The organism is Shewanella sp. SP2S2-6 (assembly GCF_031931965.1).
GTDB lineage: Bacteria > Pseudomonadota > Gammaproteobacteria > Enterobacterales > Shewanellaceae > Shewanella > Shewanella baltica.
Map to the genome: position 1 here is coordinate 197,702 of NZ_JAUOEQ010000005.1, position 21,756 is coordinate 219,457.

20 protein-coding genes are annotated in these 21,756 nt (G+C 46.1%); 11 read left to right on the forward strand and 9 right to left on the reverse strand.

Going from position 1 to position 21,756, the window contains the following annotated elements; all coding sequences use genetic code 11:
• The first annotated feature begins 69 nt into the window (after positions 1–69).
• Positions 70–957, forward strand: a complete 888-nt coding sequence (locus tag Q4Q57_RS06400; RefSeq protein WP_311890190.1) for a LysR family transcriptional regulator — start codon at positions 70–72, stop codon at positions 955–957.
• Between the two features lie 170 nt (positions 958–1,127).
• A complete protein-coding gene (locus Q4Q57_RS06405; protein ID WP_006084126.1) occupies positions 1,128–1,544 on the forward strand; it encodes a ribosome recycling factor family protein in 417 nt (138 codons plus the stop codon).
• A gap of 31 nt (positions 1,545–1,575) precedes the next feature.
• On the opposite strand, the gene Q4Q57_RS06410 is transcribed toward Q4Q57_RS06405, so the two are convergent.
• Together Q4Q57_RS06410 and Q4Q57_RS06415 are read right to left on the reverse strand one after the other, a co-directional pair.
• Positions 1,576–1,755: a DUF6435 family protein gene (locus Q4Q57_RS06410; RefSeq protein ID WP_311890191.1), complete on the reverse strand. Its 180-nt coding sequence runs from the start codon at positions 1,753–1,755 to the stop codon at positions 1,576–1,578.
• Between the two features lie 216 nt (positions 1,756–1,971).
• Positions 1,972–3,636: a methyl-accepting chemotaxis protein gene (locus Q4Q57_RS06415; protein ID WP_311890192.1), complete on the reverse strand. Its 1,665-nt coding sequence runs from the start codon at positions 3,634–3,636 to the stop codon at positions 1,972–1,974.
• Between the two features lie 321 nt (positions 3,637–3,957).
• Between Q4Q57_RS06415 and Q4Q57_RS06420 the strand changes: the two genes are divergently transcribed.
• Both Q4Q57_RS06420 and Q4Q57_RS06425 read left to right on the forward strand, forming a co-directional pair.
• Positions 3,958–4,188: a hypothetical protein gene (locus Q4Q57_RS06420; protein ID WP_311890193.1), complete on the forward strand. Its 231-nt coding sequence runs from the start codon at positions 3,958–3,960 to the stop codon at positions 4,186–4,188.
• A 259-nt stretch (positions 4,189–4,447) separates the two neighbouring features.
• Complete coding sequence (locus Q4Q57_RS06425; RefSeq protein ID WP_311890194.1) at positions 4,448–6,637, forward strand: OsmC domain/YcaO domain-containing protein; 2,190 nt, start codon at positions 4,448–4,450, stop codon at positions 6,635–6,637.
• Between the two features lie 160 nt (positions 6,638–6,797).
• Here Q4Q57_RS06425 and Q4Q57_RS06430 read toward each other — a convergent pair whose 3' ends face one another.
• Entirely contained in the window at positions 6,798–7,706 is a 909-nt protein-coding gene (locus Q4Q57_RS06430; RefSeq protein WP_261273486.1) for a GGDEF domain-containing protein, read from the reverse strand.
• Positions 7,707–8,085: 379 nt separating this feature from the next.
• Between Q4Q57_RS06430 and Q4Q57_RS06435 the strand changes: the two genes are divergently transcribed.
• A complete protein-coding gene (locus Q4Q57_RS06435) occupies positions 8,086–8,556 on the forward strand; it encodes a cupin domain-containing protein (RefSeq protein ID WP_311890195.1) in 471 nt (156 codons plus the stop codon).
• A 225-nt stretch (positions 8,557–8,781) separates the two neighbouring features.
• A complete protein-coding gene (gene lgt / locus Q4Q57_RS06440; RefSeq protein WP_261273484.1) occupies positions 8,782–9,561 on the forward strand; it encodes a prolipoprotein diacylglyceryl transferase in 780 nt (259 codons plus the stop codon).
• A 79-nt stretch (positions 9,562–9,640) separates the two neighbouring features.
• Here lgt and Q4Q57_RS06445 read toward each other — a convergent pair whose 3' ends face one another.
• Entirely contained in the window at positions 9,641–10,558 is a 918-nt protein-coding gene (locus Q4Q57_RS06445; protein WP_311890196.1) for an alpha/beta hydrolase, read from the reverse strand.
• A 387-nt stretch (positions 10,559–10,945) separates the two neighbouring features.
• Here Q4Q57_RS06445 and Q4Q57_RS06450 point away from each other — a divergent pair, with 387 nt between their 5' ends.
• Complete coding sequence (locus Q4Q57_RS06450) at positions 10,946–12,307, forward strand: MATE family efflux transporter (RefSeq protein ID WP_311890210.1); 1,362 nt, start codon at positions 10,946–10,948, stop codon at positions 12,305–12,307.
• Positions 12,308–12,334: 27 nt separating this feature from the next.
• Here Q4Q57_RS06450 and Q4Q57_RS06455 read toward each other — a convergent pair whose 3' ends face one another.
• Positions 12,335–12,940 (reverse strand): DUF4274 domain-containing protein, encoded by a 606-nt coding sequence (locus tag Q4Q57_RS06455; RefSeq protein ID WP_263256291.1) that lies wholly within the window; start codon positions 12,938–12,940, stop codon positions 12,335–12,337.
• 99 nt (positions 12,941–13,039) lie between these two features.
• Entirely contained in the window at positions 13,040–13,465 is a 426-nt protein-coding gene (locus Q4Q57_RS06460) for a CBS domain-containing protein (RefSeq protein WP_311890197.1), read from the reverse strand.
• 254 nt (positions 13,466–13,719) lie between these two features.
• Here Q4Q57_RS06460 and Q4Q57_RS06465 point away from each other — a divergent pair, with 254 nt between their 5' ends.
• Together Q4Q57_RS06465 and Q4Q57_RS06470 are read left to right on the forward strand one after the other, a co-directional pair.
• Positions 13,720–15,486: an alkaline phosphatase D family protein gene (locus Q4Q57_RS06465; protein WP_311890198.1), complete on the forward strand. Its 1,767-nt coding sequence runs from the start codon at positions 13,720–13,722 to the stop codon at positions 15,484–15,486.
• A gap of 285 nt (positions 15,487–15,771) precedes the next feature.
• A complete protein-coding gene (locus Q4Q57_RS06470) occupies positions 15,772–16,338 on the forward strand; it encodes a phosphoribosyltransferase (protein WP_028759331.1) in 567 nt (188 codons plus the stop codon).
• Positions 16,339–16,426: 88 nt separating this feature from the next.
• Here the strand turns inward: Q4Q57_RS06470 and Q4Q57_RS06475 are convergent, their stop codons facing one another.
• Entirely contained in the window at positions 16,427–17,704 is a 1,278-nt protein-coding gene (locus tag Q4Q57_RS06475; RefSeq protein WP_311890199.1) for a glycerophosphodiester phosphodiesterase family protein, read from the reverse strand.
• A 370-nt stretch (positions 17,705–18,074) separates the two neighbouring features.
• On the opposite strand from Q4Q57_RS06475, the gene Q4Q57_RS06480 reads away from it, so the two are divergent.
• Positions 18,075–18,377, forward strand: a complete 303-nt coding sequence (locus tag Q4Q57_RS06480) for a DUF3622 domain-containing protein (protein ID WP_006080221.1) — start codon at positions 18,075–18,077, stop codon at positions 18,375–18,377.
• Positions 18,378–18,743: 366 nt separating this feature from the next.
• Positions 18,744–19,928 (forward strand): DUF3103 domain-containing protein, encoded by a 1,185-nt coding sequence (locus tag Q4Q57_RS06485; RefSeq protein ID WP_311890200.1) that lies wholly within the window; start codon positions 18,744–18,746, stop codon positions 19,926–19,928.
• A 99-nt stretch (positions 19,929–20,027) separates the two neighbouring features.
• On the opposite strand, the gene azu is transcribed toward Q4Q57_RS06485, so the two are convergent.
• Positions 20,028–20,504, reverse strand: a complete 477-nt coding sequence (gene azu, locus Q4Q57_RS06490) for an azurin (RefSeq protein WP_311890201.1) — start codon at positions 20,502–20,504, stop codon at positions 20,028–20,030.
• Positions 20,505–20,831: 327 nt separating this feature from the next.
• A complete protein-coding gene (rbsK, locus tag Q4Q57_RS06495; RefSeq protein ID WP_311890202.1) occupies positions 20,832–21,743 on the reverse strand; it encodes a ribokinase in 912 nt (303 codons plus the stop codon).
• Positions 21,744–21,756: the final 13 nt, after the last annotated feature.

Sequence of the window (21,756 nt, forward strand, 5' to 3'; positions counted from 1 at the left end):
GATAGTCTGGTTAATTACATAGAAAAAGCGCATATAATCACCACATTGTTTCGTTAATGGATTTAATTGATGAATCTCACCCATCTGCAGTCATTTATGCTGGTTGCCAAAATGCACAGTTTTAGCGCTGCGTCTGAACAACTCGGCGCTTCTAAAGGCTTAGTGTCGCGCCATGTTAAATCCCTTGAAGATGAAATGGGTTGTCAATTACTCCACCGAACCACTCGGCGAGTATCAATGACCGAAGCAGGGCAAGCGTTATTTGGTAAAGCCTGCGAAATCGAGAGGCTGGCCAATGAAGCTGGACGTTTAGTGCAGGATTTAACGCAGGACTCCTGCGGCACTTTAAAATTCACCGCTCCAACGGAACTGGGCAAAAAATTGCTGAGTCCTATGCTGCTCCAGTTTATTGCTGCGTATCCTCAAGTGAAACTCGAACTGTGTTTTGAGCAGAATATTCAAGATGTTGAGTTCGGCAAGTTTGATCTCGCCTTAAGAACAAGCATTGCGCACAGCGATAATCTGGTCGCCAGATATCTTGGCAGAATTCGCCATGTTTTAGTGGTTGCGCCCGCGCATCCCGCAGCCGCAGAAGTTCGTCACCCTGATGATTTACGCCATTATCGTCTATTGTCTTCGGGCGAAACTCAGTGGGTGTTTGAACCGCTCGCGGGGGACAGTCTCACGCTCACTTTTGAGCCGGCACTGTGTAGTTCAAACTATGCCACTACACATTTGCTTACTTTGAGTGGTACAGGTATCGCTAGCCTGCCTTATTATTTGGTAGAGGAGGATATCGCTCAGCATAAACTCACTTTGCTCGTTCCCCAATGGCAATGCTATCCACATGAGTTGTATATGGTTTATGCCAAGCAGAGCCATTACCCAAAGAAGCTGCGCGATTTACAAAATAAGCTACAAACTTGGTGCGAAACTCACTCAAAATATGTGGGTTAATGAGTCAAAGCGTCATCGCATCAAATCTTATCCGGCAGAGGGCGGAGCTTTTAGAATAAAGTGAGGCAGAGTACACTGCCGCGCATTGAATTTTGTATTTGAATCTAAAGTCGAGCAGGCTTTTCCCTTTATCCATGCAGGCATAATAGAGCGGCGATGAACCAAGCGTTATGAACGACGACATTAGTATCTCGCTGCCCTCGCTGATTCATCGAATTGGGCGGGAGGCGGTTAAACAAGCTCAAGCGATTGCAACCCTATATGATTGTGAGCTTAAGCGTGTGAGGCGTTCAAGGAATTGGTGCATAGTTGGCGCGGCGATTAAGATCCAATCCTGCAGTGCGCATTTACAAAGTGAGCCATTGCTGGCGCAGCAGTTAATCGCTAAAGATGGCCAGTTTGGCTATCTTATCAAAAAGTTGGAGTCAGCCTTGCTGCAACATACGGACAAGCTAGAGCCCTTAGACGCTAAGTTGATTCGGCTTATCACAGACAATCCCGCGATCACTTTAGGTGAGTTGATGCAACTGACGCAATGCACTATCACAGAGGCCAGATTGGCACGTTTTCAAGCCGACTCTTGGTAGTTTGCTTGCTTCGCGTTCTCACTATGCGCCTCTATTGCTGGGTTGCTTTTTCTAACACTTTTATTTGATTTTCGATTTGCTCGGCTTCAGCGGTCAGCATTGAGTAGGATCGAATATCGCCTTTTCTCTGTGCAAGCATCGCTTGTTCAAGCTTGGCATTGTATTGCTGAGTTAACTTTTTTAAGGGATTTTTCTTAAATATTGAAAACATGGTCACTTCTACTGAGTTTAGTATTTGGGTTATATACGTAGGTAACGGGATTTAAGTTTTACTTTTTTAAATTAAAAGCAGCGCCTTCAACTTCTAATCCACAATCCTTCAATTCCACTGCCATCCGGCCTCAGCAAGGCAGAGACTTTATCTTACATTTTCAGCAAACCAATGGGTTACTATGTCTTATTTAGCTTGCAACCCATTGAAAATATTTTAAATCTTAAACTGGCCGACGAGTTTACCTAAGTTAATGCCTTCTTGTGATACGGTTTGGCTGACTCTGGCAGCATCTTCGCTGGAATGGAGTAACTCATTCACAATCTCTTGGATGGCGAACACGTTGCGGTTAATTTCTTCGGTCACAGAGCTTTGTTCCGTGGCCGCTGTCGCAATTTGGGTGCTCATGTCGTTAATTGCCGTGACCGCCGATGTCACTGAACCAAGGCTTTCAGAAATTGCACGGGAAGAGTCTACCGAGCGCACGCAGCTTTGCTGACTTTCTTCCATCGTTTTCACCGCTAGCGCCACAAGCTTGTGCAGTTCTGACAGCATTTCATTGATTTCTAGCGTGCTTGATTGCGTTCGGCTCGCTAAGTTACGCACTTCATCGGCCACCACGGCAAAGCCTCGGCCCTGTTCTCCGGCGCGGGCAGCTTCGATGGCGGCATTTAATGCCAATAGGTTAGTTTGCTCAGCAATACCGCCAATCACTGACAGCACATTGTTGATTTTTTTAGATTGTTCGCTCAAGGATTGAATGCTGCCCGCCGCATTATTGATTTGCGCCATGAGTGCCGAAATTTCTTCTAAAGACGCATCGACGCAGCGCTGAGCATTGGCTACATCGCCAGTGGCAGCGTGAGTCGCTTCTGCCACTTGCGTGGTATTTTGCGCCACTTCGCTGGCGGTAGCTGACATTTCAGTAATAGCAGTAACTACTTGATCGGTTTCATTGTTATGGTTGATGAGTTGGCTCGACATCACTTTGGTTTGATCGTGAATCGCGTTGGCTGCGGTTTTAACTTTAGCCGTCGCGTTTGCCACATCGCCTATGATGGTTTGGAGTTTATCGACAAACAGGTTAAAGGATTGGCCTAGTTGTGCAATTTCATCTTCACCTTTCACAATAAGACGTTTGGTTAAATCGCCTTCGCCTTTGGCTATGTCGTTTAAATTGTCTGCCATATTTTTAATTGGCGCGACCATACGTTGGGCGGTGATCAGAATAACAGCGGCAGTAATCGCGGCGAGTAACAGCGCAATTAACAGAATGGCATAGGATTTTTCGATCATCTGCTCAGTGACAGTTGCACGATAATCCTCAACGACAGCATCGATATCATCAATATAAGCGCCCGTGCCTAGCATCCAGTCAGTGCCAGGGATCATCATTGAGTAACCGATTTTTTCAATTTGCTCATTGGTATTGGGTTTTTGGAAATAGAAGGAGAAGTTACCGTCGCCCCTTTTAGCAGCATCGAGTAAACCAACAATGATTTTTGTGCCGCGGGGATCTGTCATATCAATTTTATTTTGCCCTTCGAGGTTGGGCATGACGGCATGGAACAGGTTTTTGCCTTGGGAGTCGTAAATAAAGAAGTAACCAGAACTGCCAAAACGGATATCACGGAGCGCTTGGTTCACATTGCCATTTTCTTTTAAAGACAACTGATATTGCACTATGCCGGCCGCAATTTCGGTGGCTTCTTTTATTTGGGTTTTACGTTCACCGATAAGCTTAGTTCTAAAGGTCGTGACTTCATCTGCAAGGGCGCTTTGTTCGACATAGTAAGAAACTGTCATGAGAATGCACAGGGTCAGGATTAACGGGAATAGCGATAACAGTAGTAATTTATTACGTAAACTGAAATTAGACATGCTTGACGACTCCATGATGAACATCCTTTTTATTGCAGGGCAGTATAGCTAATTTCCCATATTCTTAAGTGCTTAAGTTAACAAAAATACAATGTAAATGACAAAAAGCACGCTTTTTTCTTATGCCTCATGGGGTGGGTGCACCTTAAATTGGGCTACTTTCGTTGATCTTAATCAAGGCTCTCTGGGGGAAATGCGTTCACTATATTAGTTAAACTTGATGCAAATGGCGGCTAGAATTTTGCAAACCTTGAGCAGGTATCTAAACTTGCAGCGGACCAGTAGCAAAGCGACATAGCGGCAAAGGGGAAGGGTGGAACAGTGACGAATGAAAAGCTGATTTTAACGCTGAAAATTTGCATTAGTGTGGGTATTTGTCTTATTGCGCTGGGTATTTATCTGCATAACTTTAATGACACTGTTGAAGCAATGGGCGTGCAGGGGATTATTATCAGCGCTATGTGTGTCGCCTTTGGCATGGCGTTGTCATTACCGACTAAGATGTATTTAACCTTTCTGTTGGTTAAGCGAGAGACTGAAAAACATCAATAATTTATTCTTGTACTTGGTTTTACTCTGCGATCAATTGGCTTACTTGGTCTTCCTGTTATTCAACCTCAGTTCAAAGTCAAACCTGCTATTCAACCCACTAAGCTAAGCCGCAAATGCCCCGATTGTGGTTTTTAACATAATTAACCCAAGACTAATGGGCTAAAAACACCGATAATTCCCCCTTAATGACTCATTACCAATGACGCGACTTGGTCAATGGGCTGCTACAGACTCGTATATTTAGTGGAAATCATATTCAATGGAAATCAAAGTTAATTTTCTCGACAATCTTAGACTTGAAGCCAAGTTTGATGATTTTACCGTTACCGCCGATCAGCCGATCCGCTACAAAGGTGATGGTTCTGCTCCTAGTCCGTTTGATTATTTCTTAGCGTCGTCAGCCCTGTGTGCGGCCTATTTCGTGAAGGTGTATTGCAAAGCCCGCGATATTCCAACGGATAACATCAGACTGTCGCAGAACAATATTGTCGATCCTGAAGATCGTTACAACCAGATTTTCCAAATTCAGGTTGAATTGCCAGAAGATATTTCCGATAAAGATCGCGAAGGTATTTTGCGTTCAATTGACCGTTGTACCGTTAAAAAAGTGGTGCAAACGGGGCCAGAATTTAAGATTGAAACCGTTGAAAACCTAGATGCAGACGCCAATGCCATGCTGATGGGCCAGCCTAATGGCGCATCGAGCACCTTTATTCTGGGTAAAGATCTGCCGCTGGAGCAGACCATTGCCAATATGACGGGAATGCTTGCCGATCTTGGAATGAAGATTGAGATCTCATCATGGCGCAATATCGTGCCGAACGTGTGGTCACTGCATATTCGTGACGCCGCTTCGCCAATGTGTTTTACCAATGGTAAAGGCGCGACCAAAGAAAGTGCGCTGTGTTCAGCGCTCGGCGAGTTTATTGAGCGTTTGAATAACAACTTTTTCTATAATGATCAATTCTTTGGTACTGAAATCGCTAATAGCGAATTTGTACATTATCCCAATGAAAAGTGGTTTGCGTTAGAGGAAGACGATGCGTTGCCAGCGGGTATTCTGGATGACTATTGTTTAGATATTTACAACCCAGACGACGAGCTGTGCGGTTCGCACTTGATTGATACTAACTCGGGCAATATTAAGCGCGGCATTTGTGCGATACCTTACACCCGTAAATCTGACGGTGAAACGGTTTATTTCCCATCGAACCTGATTGAAAACCTGTTTTTAAGTAATGGCATGAGCGCGGGCAATAACCTGCAAGAAGCGCATGTGCAGTGTTTGTCAGAGATTTTTGAGCGTGCCGTTAAACGCCAAATCATTGAGCAAGAAATTGTTCTACCAGATGTGCCAATGCAGGTACTTGAAAAATATCCAAGTATCCTCGCGGGCATTAACGGCTTAGAAGAGCAAGGTTTCCCGGTTGTGGTCAAAGACGCTTCACTCGGCGGTCAATTCCCTGTGATGTGCGTGACCTTAATGAACCCGAAAACCGGCGGCGTGTTTGCCTCATTTGGCGCGCACCCAAGCTTTGAAGTGGCATTAGAGCGCAGCTTAACTGAGCTGTTGCAAGGTCGCAGTTTCGAAGGCTTAAACGACGTGCCAAAACCGACTTTTAATAGCATGGCGGTCAGTGAGCCAGAAAACTTTGTTGAGCACTTTATTGATTCAACAGGGGTAATTTCATGGCGCTTCTTTAGCAGTAAATTTGATTATGAATTCTGCGAATGGGATTTCTCTGGCACCAGTGAAGAAGAGGCCAGCGGTCTGTTTGGTATCTTAGAAGCGTTAGGTAAAGAGGTGTACATCGCTGAATTTATCGATTTAGGTGCATCGGCGTGCCGTATTTTAGTTCCAGATTACTCGGAAATTTATCCAGTTGATGACTTGATTTGGGATAATACCAACAAGGCGCTGGCATACCGTGAAGATATTCTAAATCTGCATTCGTTAAGCACTAAACAGCTGGTTAATTTGGTTAATCGTTTAGAAGAAAGCCAACTCGATAACTACACGGATATCCGCACCTTAATCGGTATTGTATTCGATGAAAATACCGTCTGGGGTCAACTCACCATTATCGAGCTTAAGATCCTGATTTATTTGGCGCTCGGTGCACACGAAGACGCGATTGAGTTGGTCGGTGAGTTCCTGCAGTTTAACGACAATACCGTTAAACGCGGCCTGTTCTACCAAGCCATGAATGCTGTATTGGAAGTGACTTTAGATGACGAGTTAGAACTTGATGATTTTATCCATAACTTCAACCGTATGTTCGGTAAAGAAGTGATGGACAACGTCGTTGGCTCAGTCACAGGTAAAGTGCGTTTTTATGGTTTAACTAAAACCAGCATGCAGCTCGAAGGTATTGAGCCGCATTTAAGATTGATTGAAAGCTATAAAAAACTGCATCAAGCCCGTAAAGCTGCGAAAGACGCGAATTAATTCTGTTATTTAGCATTAGCTTAATGTGTTTAAAAGCGAACCTTAGGGTTCGCTTTTTTGTTGGCTGCCTTTTGATGCGTGCTGCTTATGAGCACTTGTGGCTATCACTTATTAAGGGCGCTTGTTATTGCTATGTGTGGTTTGAAATGTTCAACCCAGCTCAGGCGGTATTTGATATAACTCGATTTTTACCGTTACGTTTAGCTTGATACAAGGCGGCATCGGCCCGCTTAAGCGTGTCTTCATAGGAAGTATCCAATGCTTCTATGCTGGCGACCCCGATACTTACTGTGGCAAATAAGTCTTTAACCGCATATTTTTGCAGTTCAGTGTAAAAGCAATCGCAGAGGTATTCTGCAAATTCAACCGCTTGCGAATGCTCGACACCGGGCAGGGCAATCACAAATTCATCACCACCAAAACGATACGCACTGTCAGTTTTTCTAAATTGTGTACGACAGGTTTCGGCAACTGCGATGATAATTTGATCGCCAGCATAGTGACCTAGCTGATCATTGATGGACTTTAAGTGGTCTAAATCGAGGATCAAGATTGAGGTGGGCGTACGGTGGCGCTGAAAAGTGTCGAATTGAACGATTAAGTCACGTTCTAATCGGCGGCGATTATATAACCCTGTGAGCTGATCGGTGTCGCTGAGCTGACGCAGTTGTAGTTCAAGCTCATGCCGCTTTGAAATATTACTGGCGACCCAGAGCACCACAGGTTCATCATTGACGAGAAAATCTAACGCCTGAATTCGCCCCTCAAACCAAATGGGTTTATCTGGGCCCGCATCGGGCAAGCCTTTGACATCTTTATTGCTAAGTTCATATTCCTCAATCAGTAATGTTCGGCTAGCCAAAGCTTGCTCAATAATGCCTAAGAAGTAATTTGTTTTATTGGGGTTTAATACATCGGTAAGGTACAAGCCGACTAAGCCACTGCCATCGTGGTAATAACGCCCATCTTTACCGCCGAATACAGCCACGTACCGACCACTTTTTGACAATATTAAGGCAGGATCTGGCAGTGCATCGAGGATTAACGCCATCTGTTCAATATTGATCATCAATTAAGATCCCTGTGGAAAATCACTTAACTTTATGTCTGCGTGTCCAAGTCATCATTACGAGCCGCTCTTTGGAGCTTTAGCCGCCAATGAATCCCGCTAACTCATAATAATCTAGCCGCTTTTGGTGCGAACAACAAACCATAACGACACGCCGTACAATTTATTTGTCGTCACGATTTTGCCAAGTCTCCAGCGCGATTGATGCCACAAGCCATAACTCTCTCTTTGCCTATTGTAACGAGTTAATAGTGATATTTTGAACTTTGGCGTGTGTGCTTATGTTCAAAAAGCTAAACCGCAATGCTTAGTGAGCAGATGTTTTTCGAGTAGACTCTAGAACCTGAATTGCGGTTTTAATTTTATCCAGGGATTTATAATGCATACAGCCGATGATTTTATTGAACATTTAGCACTAGAACAGCATGTTGAAGGCGGCTATTACCGCTCATCCCATCGTTCTGAAACGCCGTTTGATCAGACTCGGGCATTATGGAGCAGCATCTATTTTTTACTGCGCACGGGGGAAGTTTCCCACTTTCACCGTCTAACCGCCGATGAAATGTGGTACTTCCATGCAGGACAATCGCTCACCATTTATATGATTGCCCCTGATGGCGTGTTAACCACGGCGCAATTGGGACTCGATTTAGCGGCGGGCGAGCGACCACAATTTTTGGTGCCTAAGGGCTGTATCTTTGGTTCAGCCATGAATCAACCCGGTTTTTCGCTCGTGGGCTGCATGGTGTCCCCCGGTTTTACCTTCGATGATTTCAAGCTATTTAGCCAAAAAACGTTACTAGCCCACTATCCACAGCACAGCGAAATCATCAAACGTCTGAGCCGCTAGTGGTGTAAAAAAGCGCGTCCATTAGTGCGTGAATTAACCCATTAATGAGTGAGAGTTCGATTCGGTCGAAATTGCATCATTCTGCTAATTCGGCGCTATTCAGTGTCGTTAAATTTGGCTCAATAGTAAGATATCCCCGCGACAAGGCTTGTCTATTGGCGTTTAACCACGTAAAACAGGCTTTTTGGCGTACCTCTATGTACCAAGTGTTAGGAGTAATTGAATTTGGAACACTTAGTGTGGGAGCTCGATCCTGTATTAATCTCGTTTATGGGACTAAAAATACATTGGTATGGAGTCTTGTTTGCTGTTGCTATCACTGCCGGTTTTCAGGTGATGAAGCGGATTTATATCAAGGAAAACCTCGATGTCGAGTCCCTTGATAATCTACTGATTTATTGTGTGGTTGGCATCATAGTGGGCGCGCGTTTAGCCCATTGTATTTTTTACGATCCGGCTTATTACTTTGCCCATCCGCTTAAGATTTTGGCGATTTGGGAAGGTGGACTCGCCAGCCACGGTGGGGGTTTAGGGGCGATTCTGGCGCTGTATTATTACCAACGCAAAGTGAAGCTGCCATTCCTGTTTTTGTTGGATAGACTCGCGATCGCCACCGCCATTTTTGGCTTTTTTGTGCGTATGGCGAACTTTGCCAACTCAGAGATTTTAGGCGATCCAACGACAAAACCTTGGGGCATTATATTTGCCCGTGTTGATATGTTGCCAAGGCATCCGGCGCAGCTTTATGAGGCTTTTGCCTATTTGGCTATTTTTATTGCGCTTTATGCTCTGTATCAATTTACGCAGATTAAACAACGGCATGGCGCGATTTTCGGCCTGTTTCTGGTGTCGGTATTTAGTGCGCGAATTGCGATTGAATCGATTAAAGTCAGCCAAGCGGCTTACTCTGAATCAGTGCTAAGTGCGGGACAACTTCTGAGCTTACCGTTTTTAGCCGTAGGTATAGTCTTGTTGTTCTTGGCGTATCGAAAGAAAACCGTTTAAATTTAAATATCAAACGGTTAAAAAAGGCTTTCTATCTAGATAGAAAGCCTTTTTTATGAATTAATCATCAAGTATGACGTTAGGCTGTCTTCACTATATTGGTCACCTGCACCATGGCATCCCGAGCGGAACGGCTCACGCCCGAGAGTTGGAAGAAACCATGGATGACGCCAAGATAGCGGCGGCAGTGGGCATTGACGCCAGCCTCTAATAGATTCCTAAATAGCTGTTCACCTTCATCGACGAGTGGATCGAATTCGGCGGTGATGATATGGGTTTCGGGTAAGCCTGCTAAGTCATCACGGCGTAGTGGACTGGCTTCGGCATCGGTTCTGGGGTGCCAATCTAAATACAGATCGAAACCTGTTAGCAAGGTGTCGCGGGTGATGATGTATTTCTCGCCATTGTCGCTATAGCTTTGGCTCTTCGCGGTGGCATCGAGCATAGGATAGATAAGTACTTGTTTTTGTGGCAACCATTGCCCTTTGGCTTTTAAACGCAGGCAAGTGACTAGGGCTAAATGGCCGCCGGCGCTGTCGCCCATTAGGGTGATCTTGGTGTTATCACCGCCCCATTGGTGGCAATGTTGATAGATGACTTCTGCTGCATGGCAGGCATCATCGTGGGCGGCGGGGTAAACATGTTCAGGGGCGAGACGATAGCTAACGGCAATCACCAGTGCGCCAGCATCATTAGCGAGTTTACGCAGTTGTTGATTGTGGGTTTCAACGCCGCCACTGACAAAACAGCCGCCATGGTAGTAAATGACAACGGGTAAATCGTTTGCCGCCGAAGGTTTGAACAGGGTCAAGTCTGCGCCATCGATGGAAACTGCGCGCACCTCGAACACGTCTTCCGCTTCACCTGCGAGTACCGTGCTGGCGATATAACCTTGCCTACGTTGCTCAATGGTTTGCTCTCGCACCGATGGGCAACCCGCCGCGATAAACTCGCTAACCAATTGTTTAATTCCATCTTCTAAATAGAGTTGGCTCATTTAATCTTCCCTCATTTTTCAGTGTGCTTAGCAGTTCTGCAATGGGCTGAGTTTATCGGCAGTTTAATTGAAATGGTAGCCGCAGTGATGAGTCCTGTTTTTAGCTCTGCCATCAACTCATTAATGAATACGGTTGCAGTCGGCATATTTTCAATATTACAGATTGAGTTGTATGGCGACTTGTAAGAAAATTACCAACTTAATTGACCATTAGGCTTGATACGCTTAAATTTCCGCCTGATTGTGTGTTAGTTAGCACTAGGTTGTCTATTTGTGAAAGTTGCTTTCAGTATCTTGGCTAAAATATAGGTTGCCAAGATGCCGTTTGAGCGACACATTGAGCCAGCGCTCACATCGTTATCCGTACTCTATTTGCAGGAACTCTCCGTGGCTAAAGCACCCAAAACATTGCAACAACGCATGAGCATAGTCGCCCTCACTTGGCCGATTTTTATCGAGACCTTGCTGCAATCACTGCTTGGGATTAGCGACATTTTTATGCTCAGCCATTATTCCGATAACGCGGTAGCGGCAGTGGGACTCACGACTCAGCTGATGTTCTTCATGATGGTTATGTCCATGATGGTGAGCACAGGTGCGAGCATTTTGATTAGCCAGAATAATGGCGCAGGCCAGTCGCAACAGGCGGTTGATATCGGGGTGGCAAGTGTCGCATTGAGCTTAGGACTCGCCTTGATCATGGGCGCCTCTATGTTCTTCGGCGCCAAGGGGATTATTGGCCTGTTTGTGCTTGAACACGATGTGGCAGGCTTTGGATATGACTACTTAGTGATTTGCGGCAGCTTGAGTATAGGCTTGGTCATGAACATCGCTTTTGCCGCGATTCTAAGGAGTTACGGCTTTACCCGCTCGGCCATGTTAGTTACTTCAAGCACAGGCTTGATGAACGTCATCGGTAACTATATTGCCCTGTATTCTCCCTTTGACTTGCCTGTTTATGGGGTAACAGGGGTGGCAATTTCCACCGTCACCAGCCAGATCATCGGCGCTGCGATCATGCTGATGGTGATCCGCTATAAAAAGATCCCGCTGCCACTGCAACGGCTTAAATTATTACCGCGCAGCACCTATTGGAGCGTGATGCGTATCGGCCTACTCAATGCCGGTGAGATGTTGTCTTACAATGTGGCGCAGATGACCATCATCTATTTTATCAGTCAGATGGGGACGTTATCGCTCACGGCTTATACCTATGGCCTAAACATCAGCCGGTTTATTTATTGTTTTGCGGTGGCGCTCGGTCAGGCGACGCAAATTCAGACCGGATACTATGTCGGCAAACAATGGTTCGATGAAATCACCACTCGGGTGCAGCGTTACTGTCTAGTGGGCTTTATGGTTTCCCTTGGTATCGTCTTAGTATTCTACTGGCAGCGATTCACTATCGTTGGCTGGCTTAGTGAGAACGAGGAAGTCATCCAACTGACGGCGTTATTACTGGCAGGTTCTATCGCGCTTGAAACGGGGCGGGTGTTTAATCTGGTGATTATTTCGGCGCTCAAGGGCGCGGGTGATGTGGCGTTCCCCGTGCGGGTTGGCCTCTTTAGCATGTGGGGCATAGGGGTATTATTGGCTTGGTTCTTTGGCCTTCACTTAGGCTATGGCGTACTCGCCGCTTGGCTTGCCGTTGCGGCAGATGAGTGGGTGCGTGGATTGATTATGGTACACCGTTGGCGCTCGGGTCGCTGGCAGCGTTTTACGCGTATTCCGCCAGTAACCTCAGCTTAAACTGTTCTGATATCAAAAGGTCAACGCTTATTGGTTGCCCCATTTGCCCGATTTCAGTAGTTCATTTTTAAATTGTAGATACCTTGGGTGCCCTTCATCGGTTTCGATTTCCATGGTGCTGTAGGGGGCAAAAATAGCCCCTGGAATTTGGCATCCTCTAGTAAGAACGTCTTCTAATGAGGGCATAAAACATTCTTTAATCGGGTCAAAATGGATTTTATAACTTGCATAGCCGCGCGTAACAAATCTATCGGTTATGGTTTTGAATAGCTGTCCAAAAGGTGTGTCGAGCGTTTCCGGCGTGGAGTAATAAAAGCCTTGCCCGTACCAGTAAAGTAATAAGGCGGTACCTGCATCGCAGAGTGGATGTTCGATAATCGCCCTGACCATGTTTGGGTCATGATCGTCCCAATTCAAGTTCCCCGCGACAAAATGCAATTCCTCCATACTTTGTAAGTCACTGATACAGGTGATTTGTGTCGCCGCTTTGCCAAAGTAGGTACTGTCTTGATGTAAAAAGTCGTAATCGGGATCGGCGAGTAATTTGGCGAGTTGTTGTTGATTGGCAAAACAGCCAAATTCTGCGCATTCATAGGCGCGAATAAATTGTTCTTGTGAGAGTAATTTAGCCAAGGGAATCCTTTCTTTTTATAGAAAACACAGTTTATAAAAAAGACAGCGTCAGCCTTTACGTAGTAAAAGGCTGACATAGAAGAAAAGGAGCGTAAAACGTTACGCTTGCTCTTGCAGCAGGGTACGACACAGCTTGATAAAGTCCGATGACGTGACGATACCGAGTACCTTTTTATCAACATCGACAACGGGCAAGCAGCCGAGTTTGTTTTCGATAAAATATTCCACCACCACAGTTAAGGGCTCGTCTGCAGTAAGATGCTGAAAGTCTTGGTCCATCACGGTTGTGATCGGCGTGTATCGTTCTTTGCGCTCGAGCGCGCCTTGGCCGTACTTGTTCAACATAGTCATCACGCTGGCGATCATCTTTTTATGGGTGAGTACGCCAACGAGGGTGCCATCAATTTCAGAAATCACAGGTAAGTGGCGTACGCCACGGGTTTGCATCAGATGGTGGGCATCTTTCAAACTTGCGCCATCGCTGATGCAGATGACTTGATCACTCATAATATCGCTGACTTTCATTGTTAAATTCCTTTTTTGCCATTCTTAGGCGTGCATTTAACACGCTGCGTTAGCCTGCACCGATGTTAGCAGCTTCCTTGTTCGCTGCGCCAGTCCTGCATAAATAAAGTACGCCATTCAGTATAAGTGTTTGAATTGATAGAAATCATAAAAGGCTGACAAAGATGTCACAAATGTGTAACAGTGATATCTCACAATCGGGGTCTCATTAGACCTCATACCAGTGAAGCCTTATCTAACAAGGAATAATAATAATGAATCGTACCGTAACTCGTCGTGACTTTTTGGCTATGTCGGCCAAAGGTGTTGGCGTTGCTGTGATCTCTTACGGCTTGATGGGCTGTAGTGATAGTAATGATGATAATTCTGTACCTGCACAATTTTTACATGGGATTGCCAGTGGCGATCCTGCGATTGATGCTGTGATCCTTTGGACCCGTGTCACGCCTGAGTCTGAGGGCGATGTAAAAGTGAGCTGGCAAGTGGCAAGCGATGCGGCCTTTAGTCAATTAGTGACCACGGGTGAGATGGTCACTAATGCGAGCCGTGACTACACGGTTAAGATTGATGCCCGCGGCTTACGTGCTGGCCAAAACTACTTTTACCGCTTTATGACTGGTGACAAAACCTCAGCCGTGGGTAAAACCCGCACGCTGCCTGAGGGCGATGTGAGTTCTGTCAAACTGGCGGTGATGTCCTGTGCGAACTTTCCAGCCGGATATTTTAACGTATATGAATTAGCGGCGGCGCAGGATGACTTAGATGCCGTGGTGCATTTAGGCGATTACATCTATGAATATGCCCGTGGCGGTTATGCCAGTGAGCATGCTGTAGAGCTTGGCCGTGAAGTCTTACCGGCCACTGAGTTGCTGACATTGGGCGATTATCGCACCCGTTATGGCCAGTATCATACCGATGCGAGTCTGCAAAAGTTACACGCGAAAGTGCCTTTTATCACAGTTTGGGATGACCACGAAGTAGCCAACGATACTTGGCGTGATGGCGCCGAGAATCATAACGAAGGCGAAGGCGATTTTGCCGTCCGCAAAGAAGCGGCACTGCAAGCTTATTTCGAATGGTTGCCTATTCGTCCATGGCGCGAAGGGAACCATGAAGAGATTTACCGCAGCTTCAGTTACGGCAATCTCGTCGATCTGCACATGCTCGATACCCGTGTATTGGCCCGTGATAAACAGCTCGATTATGCCGACTATATGGATCCGACAACGGGTTCGTTTGCGGGCGAGCCTTTCCTTGCCGATGTGACTTCGACCACTCGCACTATGCTGGGTCTGACGCAATTGTTATGGCTGCAGGGCACTTTACTGCAAGCAACGGGCAAGTGGCAGGTGTTAGGGCAACAGATTTTGATGGGCAAGATGTCATTGCCGGCGGCGATTGCGACTCAGCAGATGAGCATTCCCCAATATGCTATGTTAGGCGCGTTAGCTAAGTTAGCGGCGCGTGCTGCGGCAAATGATCCCACGCTGACCGCCCAAGAGTTGCAATATCTTCAGGCTAATCAAGCCTTATTAACCCCAGAAGTTATCGCACTGCTGCAATTACCTGCCATTCCATACAACTTAGATGCCTGGGACGGTTACGCCTACGAGCGTGAGGTGATTTTAGGTACGGCTAAATCGAAAAACCTCAATCTAGTCGTGATCGCGGGTGATACCCATAATGCCTGGGCTAACGAGCTTAAAGATGTGAATGGCGATACCGTTGGGGTGGAGTTTGCGACCAGCTCAGTGTCTTCACCAGGTCTTGAGTATTATTTGAATCTGCCAGCTGAGCAGATCCCTGCGACTGAGGCGGCGATCGTCGAGTTAGTGCCAGATCTTAAGTACGCTAACTTAAGAGATCGCGGCTTTATGACGCTCACTTTCACTGCTGATGAGGTGCGCAGCGACTGGCATTATGTGGATACCATTCTGTCGAAGGATTTCCAAGCGGCAACGGCACGTGGTTATAGCGCCAAGGCAAAAGTGGGCGAGCATGTGATTATCCCTATCGTTTAACGCAGGTATTTATTTGCTGTTTTTAGGCCACCTTAGGGTGGCCTTTTTGTTGCTTTTGGCTTTAAAAGACAAAATAAATGTCTGTTGTCACGCAAGTTCTTACTATTACTGCAGCACATCGCATTTTTTTGGTATAAAATTCGCTCCCAAAATTCGGCGGCTGCCTACACTTGCTAAGGCAAAGCTGTTTTAGTGTTTTGGGAACCTTTACCCGCCGAACAGACCTTACAGGGGTCATAAGCTTTAACGACCTAAGAATAAAATCAATGTGATGGGGACTGTGTCATGTCAGAAAAGTATTTTGTTACCGCGCAGCAATTGCTGGAAGATTCATTTTTATTAGCTTCGCAAGTGTATGAGAGTGGCTTTCGTCCGCAGTTTATCGTGGGTATTTGGCGTGGCGGCGCTCCAATCGGGATCGCGGTACAGGAATTTTTCGACTTTAAACAAGTTGAAACCGATCACATTGCCGTGCGTACTTCTTCCTATTATGGGATTGGCACCGACAAACAAAGCAAAGAAATCAAAGTTCATGGCCTGCATTACATCGTTGAAAATGCGAACGCGAGCGATGGTTTATTGATTGTGGATGACGTGTTTGACTCTGGCCGTAGTATCCATGCATTAAAAGAAAAACTCAGCCAACTGATGCGCCTGAATATGCCAACTGATATCCGTATCGCTTGCCCTTACTACAAGCCAAAAAATACCGCAGTGCCTTTAAAGCCTGACTATTACATCCATGCCTCTGAAGACTGGTTAGTGTTCCCGCATGAAGTCACAGGTTTAACGCCGGAAGAAATTGCCGAAGGTAAGGGCGATTTAAAGAATATCCAGCACCTGTTTAAATAGCTCGCGGCGAGATATAGACTATTTTCGCAATAAAAAAATGCGTTAACGATTAATCGTTAACGCATTTTTTGTTTTCTATATCGATGACTTATAAATCCATACAGTTAGCATAGTAAGTCACAGTGGCGGGCCAGTCGGAGAATACCCCAATCACACCGACATCTTTAGCTAACACATCGAGTAATTCAAAGGTATCGCCTTCATTATCTATGGCTTCGGTAATGCTTTGATAATAAAAGCCGCCGCCATTTTTTAATAAACCAGAACGTTCCAGCGACCAAGTGATGATCTTAAGCCCAGCGCCTTTGGCGGCCTTAGCGTATTCCGAAGGGATGATCTTTTTGTCCGCATCTAAGGCGACTAAAACCCAGAGTGGCGGTGCGATAATTTCGACGCCTTGGGTCTTCAAATCTGCCATTGATGGTGACCAAGTGGCAGAGTTTTGCGGATCGAAAGCGCTGTTATAATCGTATCTGTCATCGAGAAATACGGCTTGTTTCGCAAACTCAGGTGCATTGGCAACCCAATATTTGATGTCATCTAAGATAAATGATTGAGGGAATACTTGCGAAGCATCGACGCCGGCCGCCGTATATTCATCTAACATTTTTTGCGCGTAATCCTGCTGAGTAAAACCATCGAAAGGCATAGATACGCTGGCGGCTTTGAGCTCTGGCGTCATTTTCACGCCGGCTTTTTTAAACATTTCAATACTTTCAGCATGGGTCATCAAGGTGCCATTGCCAGCGTAGAGATCGGTGCGCCAGCTTGGGGTGCCATTGATGAATTCGGCCGCAGTGGTCGCTTTGGGATTGCTGCCTTCCATTTTACCCTTGAGGGTTTTAAATTCGGCGAGGGTGATATCGCTAGTGCAACAGGTCGCCGATGCGCTGACGCCATTGGCGGCATCAGCAGGAGTGAATGGGGTCGAGCATTTATTAGCCAGTTCAGGCACGGCTAAAATGTTGGTCGTGCTGGCAAGATCGCACTGTGAGTGGCGGCAAACTAAGGCTTTATCAGCGGTAAAAGTGACATCACACTCGACGATCCCCGCGCCCGAATCGATAGCCGCTTGGTAGGATTCCTTTGTATGCTCAGGAAATTGCATCGCAGCGCCACGGTGACCGATGGAAAACTCGCTGCGATAAAAATTGTCAGTGGTGCATTGCTCTAAGCGGGTTTTAAGTGCGCTGTCTTGCATTTGACGCACGAGAAATAAAGGTCTTTCTCCCACTTGAGCTGGAACAGGTTTGCTAGCGGGTGGCGTGACTTCTGTGTTGTTATCGTCACTATTGCAACCAGCTAATAAAGCGCTGGTGGCAATTAACAGGCCGAGTGAGAGCGACGAAATAGGGCGTAGTTTCATCAGATTTACCTATGAGTAATGATGTAAATTATTAATATTAATCAGAAACTCTAAAGTGTTAATGTGACTGAAAAAGCCTATTTTTATGACATAAACAAGAATATATACCGTTTGCACGACGATTATCTAAAGCATGCTAGCTTGCGATGAACAGCCATAGACAGAGGATGAGCGGGATATATGCGCAGTGTTGTTTTAGACTTGAGAATTGACTCCACTGGGCGAGTCGATGAAACTGGCATGAATATTTTCATCTGGGCGATCTTTCTGGGCCGAAATCAAGTACACTGCGCTCCTTTTGTTTTATGATGAGCGTTTGGTTCGCTTGATAAGACAAACGTGACAAGCATCATTTAGGAAATAGAGCAGAATGAGCAAGGGCAAAAAATACGATTTTCGCGTGACACAGGGCGACAAAGGTTGGAAAACTGAAATCACTCGTCGCATGACATCAACTAAAACGGTTGTGTCTAAAAGCCATGATGGTTTTGCGACCGAAGCCGAAGCGCAAGCTTGGGGCTTAACTGAATTACAAGTGTTTTTAGGTACGTTAACTGAGCGCAACAAACGTCGTTCAGAGAAACAAGCTAAAGCAAAATTAGCGGCAGCATTAGCGGCTGAAGCGGCAACCGATGCCGAAGATCTTGATGAAGATGATTTCGACGAAGAGTAACACTCATTCGTTTAAACTTGTCTTATCAAGCTAGTGTGACTGTTAGGGCGCGCATGACGTGTTCTGAAACGTCACTCTGGCTATGAATAACAAAAGGCGGATCTTAGGAACCGCCTTTTGTGTTTTTGTCGCTCAACCTCTTTGAGCTTATCAACTCATTTTTTCCTGTTCACTCCGCACGTTTTGGTCAATTGAGAGCCGTTATCGCTATAGTCTTGTTTTTAGAGAGTTTCAGCGCTATTGCGTATTCTATACCATTAATAAATAACGATAATTATTATCGTTTGGTTTACTTGGATTCGGGTCTGTGCTCATATGTAGAGAATTCGAACACACGTTTAATTTTATTAAGGTAAGGGAACTCCTATGAAACTACTTCAATCCAGTTTATTGCTGTGTTTGTCGGCTTCGGCAACCATGAGTTATGGCCAAGCCTTAGATGGAGAGGCGTTACGCTTGCTACAGGCTTCGCTAAAGGATTCGAGTTTGGATGCACAAGCTCAGTTAACCAATACTAAGCGGGCATTGGCGTTAGATTTGAGCCATCAATATGCGCAGCTTGCGCCTATCTTACAGACTGAAATAAATCAGTATCAGTTGGCAGTAAATGCCGATGACATTCTGTCTCAGCATAGGCTCAATGATAATGTGATCACCAAAGCCGATGCGTCGATTCGCCGAGTGAAGGGCTTAAGTGCCAAAGCAGATTCTCTGGTGCAAGTGCGTCTAGCAGATGAAACCATGTTAACCCCATGGCAGCAAGGTGAGTCACCTTTATTTGCCTATGAGCCCGATGGTGACGAGAGTCAGTGGGATTATATTGAAGCCTTTGATATTCATGGGCAAGTTCATCAATTAGACGTGTATAACCTACCGCAGCAGCCGGTGTTTGTGGTCGGTATCGATAGTAAAAAAGCCTTTGTGGCTGGCTTAGAGGTGATGCGGGCGACATTTGCCGAAGCACAATCGGCGAAAAAAGAGGGCGCGCTACTGAGCCGTGCGCAAACACAGGCGGTGGCAGACAAGCCTATTTCAACCACAGTGATCAAACAAATATCCTTGAAGGATGATCATGAGCCGTGGATTTCTGGTCGTGCCGAGATTTACGGCATAGTGACAGGGATTGACCCGAGCCGTGAAGAACCTGTGCTCGATATCGTCGAAATGCCCTATTTAGATTATGCGGATACGACCTATTATCCAAATCAAATCATCATCCATTGGGAGCGTTATCGTTGGGCGGCTGCGGACATGATCCTAATGGAGCATGACGATGGCACTAACTATAAAGTGTTGGCCTCTAAGTTGTTGGAAGCGGCAGAGCAGATCTTAAAGTCGATCCCCGATCCTGAAGCTCAGGGTTATGCGTTGATCCCGCAAATCACCAATGGTATTTTAAGTGTGATGCCGGATGCTTGGTTCACCAATGACGATGACTTTGTCGACGTGTATTACACCTTACAGGAAGGGGTTGAATATCCTAACTTGAACGGGGCTAACGGTAATGCGATGACGAGCTTTGCGCCATTAGTCATCCAATCAAGACCCTGATGAATTATTGCGGCTAAATGCAATAGCTGGAATGTAAAAGCGGATCCTAAGATCCGCTTTTTTGTTTTTATCACTTAACGTTAGGCTAAGCCATTCACCTTAAGCTTTTAGCTTGAAACTACCTTGCATAATCGCCCAGTGACCAGGGAAGCTGCAGAAGAATTGGTAAGCTTCAGTAGCGCTCATGCCTGCAGTGCTAAAGGTGATAGACGTTGATTCGCCACCGCCCACTAAATCTGTGTGTGCGATAACGCGCGTATCACCGGCTTTGACATAGGCTGCATCAGGACCGGCACTCATACCTTCAGTTGCGACGGCTGACATATCGGCTGCCTTAGTTAATACCCAGTTATGGCCCATAGCTGCTTTTGGCAAAGTGCCTGTGTGGGTTAAGGTTAAGGTCACTTCTTTACAGCTTGCAGGTACTGACAGCTCTTTAGTGTCAAATTGCATTGCATCAGTGGCGGCAATTTTCAGTTCACATTCGTTGGCACTCGCTTGGCTAGCGAATAATAATCCTAGGCCGATTAGGCTAGTGCTGGTCACGTTACGTAAAGCTGTGCTTTTTGCTTTCATCTGGTACTTCCTTAGTTGAACAAGGGTAGCCGAGTCCTTTTGACTCGGACATGCGCCTACCAGAATAAGCAATCTTCATTAAATGGGAATGAAATCAGCGTGTAAATTATGTATATGCAACTTTCGTTTGAGTGCTGCATTCTCAGTGACTGCAAAATTCTGTAACGGCAAAATCGCTAGCGGTACACATAGACGAGCGAGTACTTAGCTGGAACCAACTAAATACTCGCGGATTATCATTAATGGCTTTGATTTATAGCTTTGATTTATAAATGATAATTTAGAAAGTATGACTCAGGGCGTCTAACTCAAAGTCGCTTACTTTTTTTAGTACGAAAGCTCCTGTCGATAGGGGATAGCACGCTGTGCGCCTTGGCGAGTCACAGTAATGGCACTGGCCGCATTGGCAAATCCCACGGCGGCGGCAATCGACATGCCTTCGCTCAAGCCAACGACTAAGGCGCCGTTGAAAGTATCTCCTGCGGCGACTGTGTCTATGGCTTGCACTTCAAGCGCGGGTACTAGCCCAGTAAAACCTGGGCTGCTGATATATGCGCCGCGACTGCCTAAAGTGATCACCACAATCCCTACACCTTGCTGGTGGAGGAGCTGCGCAGCCATTTGGGCATCATCGAGATGATTTATTTCAACCCCTGTTAAGGCTTCTGCTTCTGTCTCATTAGGCGTAATAACATCGACCCATTTGAGTACATCGTGCCCAAGGGCGGTCGCTGGGGCGGGATTTAATACCGTAGTCACGCCAAAGGTTTTTGCCATTTGTAATGCCTTTGCCACTGTGGCAGCAGGCGTTTCTAGTTGAATTAAAAGGAATTGAGCACGGGAAAACAGAGCATAGTGATTTTCTAAGTCATCGGGTGAAAGAGTGGCGTTGGCTCCCGCAGCAACACCTATGGTGTTTTCACCGTTGTCACCGATAAAAATCATCGCTGTGCCTGTACTCTGCTCCGCTATCTGGCTAATACCTTCTGTACTGATGCCATCTTTGATCCAGCTTTGACGCATATCATCGCCGATACTGTCTTGGCCGAGGTGGCAGATAAAGTCAGTGCGGGTGCCTGATTTAGCTAAACGCGCGCAGGCGACGGCTTGGTTGGCTCCTTTACCTCCCTGTTCGAGTCGATAGTCTCGGCTCATCAAGGTTTGCCCTGCTGCGGGCAGGTACTCAAATTTCATCACATGGTCGGCATTCGCACTGCCGATAACGAGTATCTGGCTCATAGAAAACTCACTG

Bases quoted from the DNA above. Each gene is read 5' to 3' on its own strand.
- Q4Q57_RS06400 (WP_311890190.1), top strand. From the start codon at position 70: ATGAATCTCACCCATCTGCAGTCATTTATGCTGGTTGCCAAAATGCAC.
- Q4Q57_RS06405 (WP_006084126.1), top strand. From the start codon at position 1,128: ATGAACGACGACATTAGTATCTCGCTGCCCTCGCTGATTCATCGAATT.
- Q4Q57_RS06410 (WP_311890191.1), bottom strand. From the start codon at position 1,755: ATGTTTTCAATATTTAAGAAAAATCCCTTAAAAAAGTTAACTCAGCAA.
- Q4Q57_RS06415 (WP_311890192.1), bottom strand. From the start codon at position 3,636: ATGTCTAATTTCAGTTTACGTAATAAATTACTACTGTTATCGCTATTC.
- Q4Q57_RS06425 (WP_311890194.1), top strand. From the start codon at position 4,448: ATGGAAATCAAAGTTAATTTTCTCGACAATCTTAGACTTGAAGCCAAG.
- Q4Q57_RS06430 (WP_261273486.1), bottom strand. From the start codon at position 7,706: ATGATCAATATTGAACAGATGGCGTTAATCCTCGATGCACTGCCAGAT.
- Q4Q57_RS06435 (WP_311890195.1), top strand. From the start codon at position 8,086: ATGCATACAGCCGATGATTTTATTGAACATTTAGCACTAGAACAGCAT.
- Q4Q57_RS06445 (WP_311890196.1), bottom strand. From the start codon at position 10,558: ATGAGCCAACTCTATTTAGAAGATGGAATTAAACAATTGGTTAGCGAG.
- Q4Q57_RS06460 (WP_311890197.1), bottom strand. From the start codon at position 13,465: ATGAAAGTCAGCGATATTATGAGTGATCAAGTCATCTGCATCAGCGAT.
- Q4Q57_RS06465 (WP_311890198.1), top strand. From the start codon at position 13,720: ATGAATCGTACCGTAACTCGTCGTGACTTTTTGGCTATGTCGGCCAAA.
- Q4Q57_RS06470 (WP_028759331.1), top strand. From the start codon at position 15,772: ATGTCAGAAAAGTATTTTGTTACCGCGCAGCAATTGCTGGAAGATTCA.
- Q4Q57_RS06475 (WP_311890199.1), bottom strand. From the start codon at position 17,704: ATGAAACTACGCCCTATTTCGTCGCTCTCACTCGGCCTGTTAATTGCC.
- Q4Q57_RS06480 (WP_006080221.1), top strand. From the start codon at position 18,075: ATGAGCAAGGGCAAAAAATACGATTTTCGCGTGACACAGGGCGACAAA.
- Q4Q57_RS06485 (WP_311890200.1), top strand. From the start codon at position 18,744: ATGAAACTACTTCAATCCAGTTTATTGCTGTGTTTGTCGGCTTCGGCA.
- azu (WP_311890201.1), bottom strand. From the start codon at position 20,504: ATGAAAGCAAAAAGCACAGCTTTACGTAACGTGACCAGCACTAGCCTA.
- rbsK (WP_311890202.1), bottom strand. From the start codon at position 21,743: ATGAGCCAGATACTCGTTATCGGCAGTGCGAATGCCGACCATGTGATG.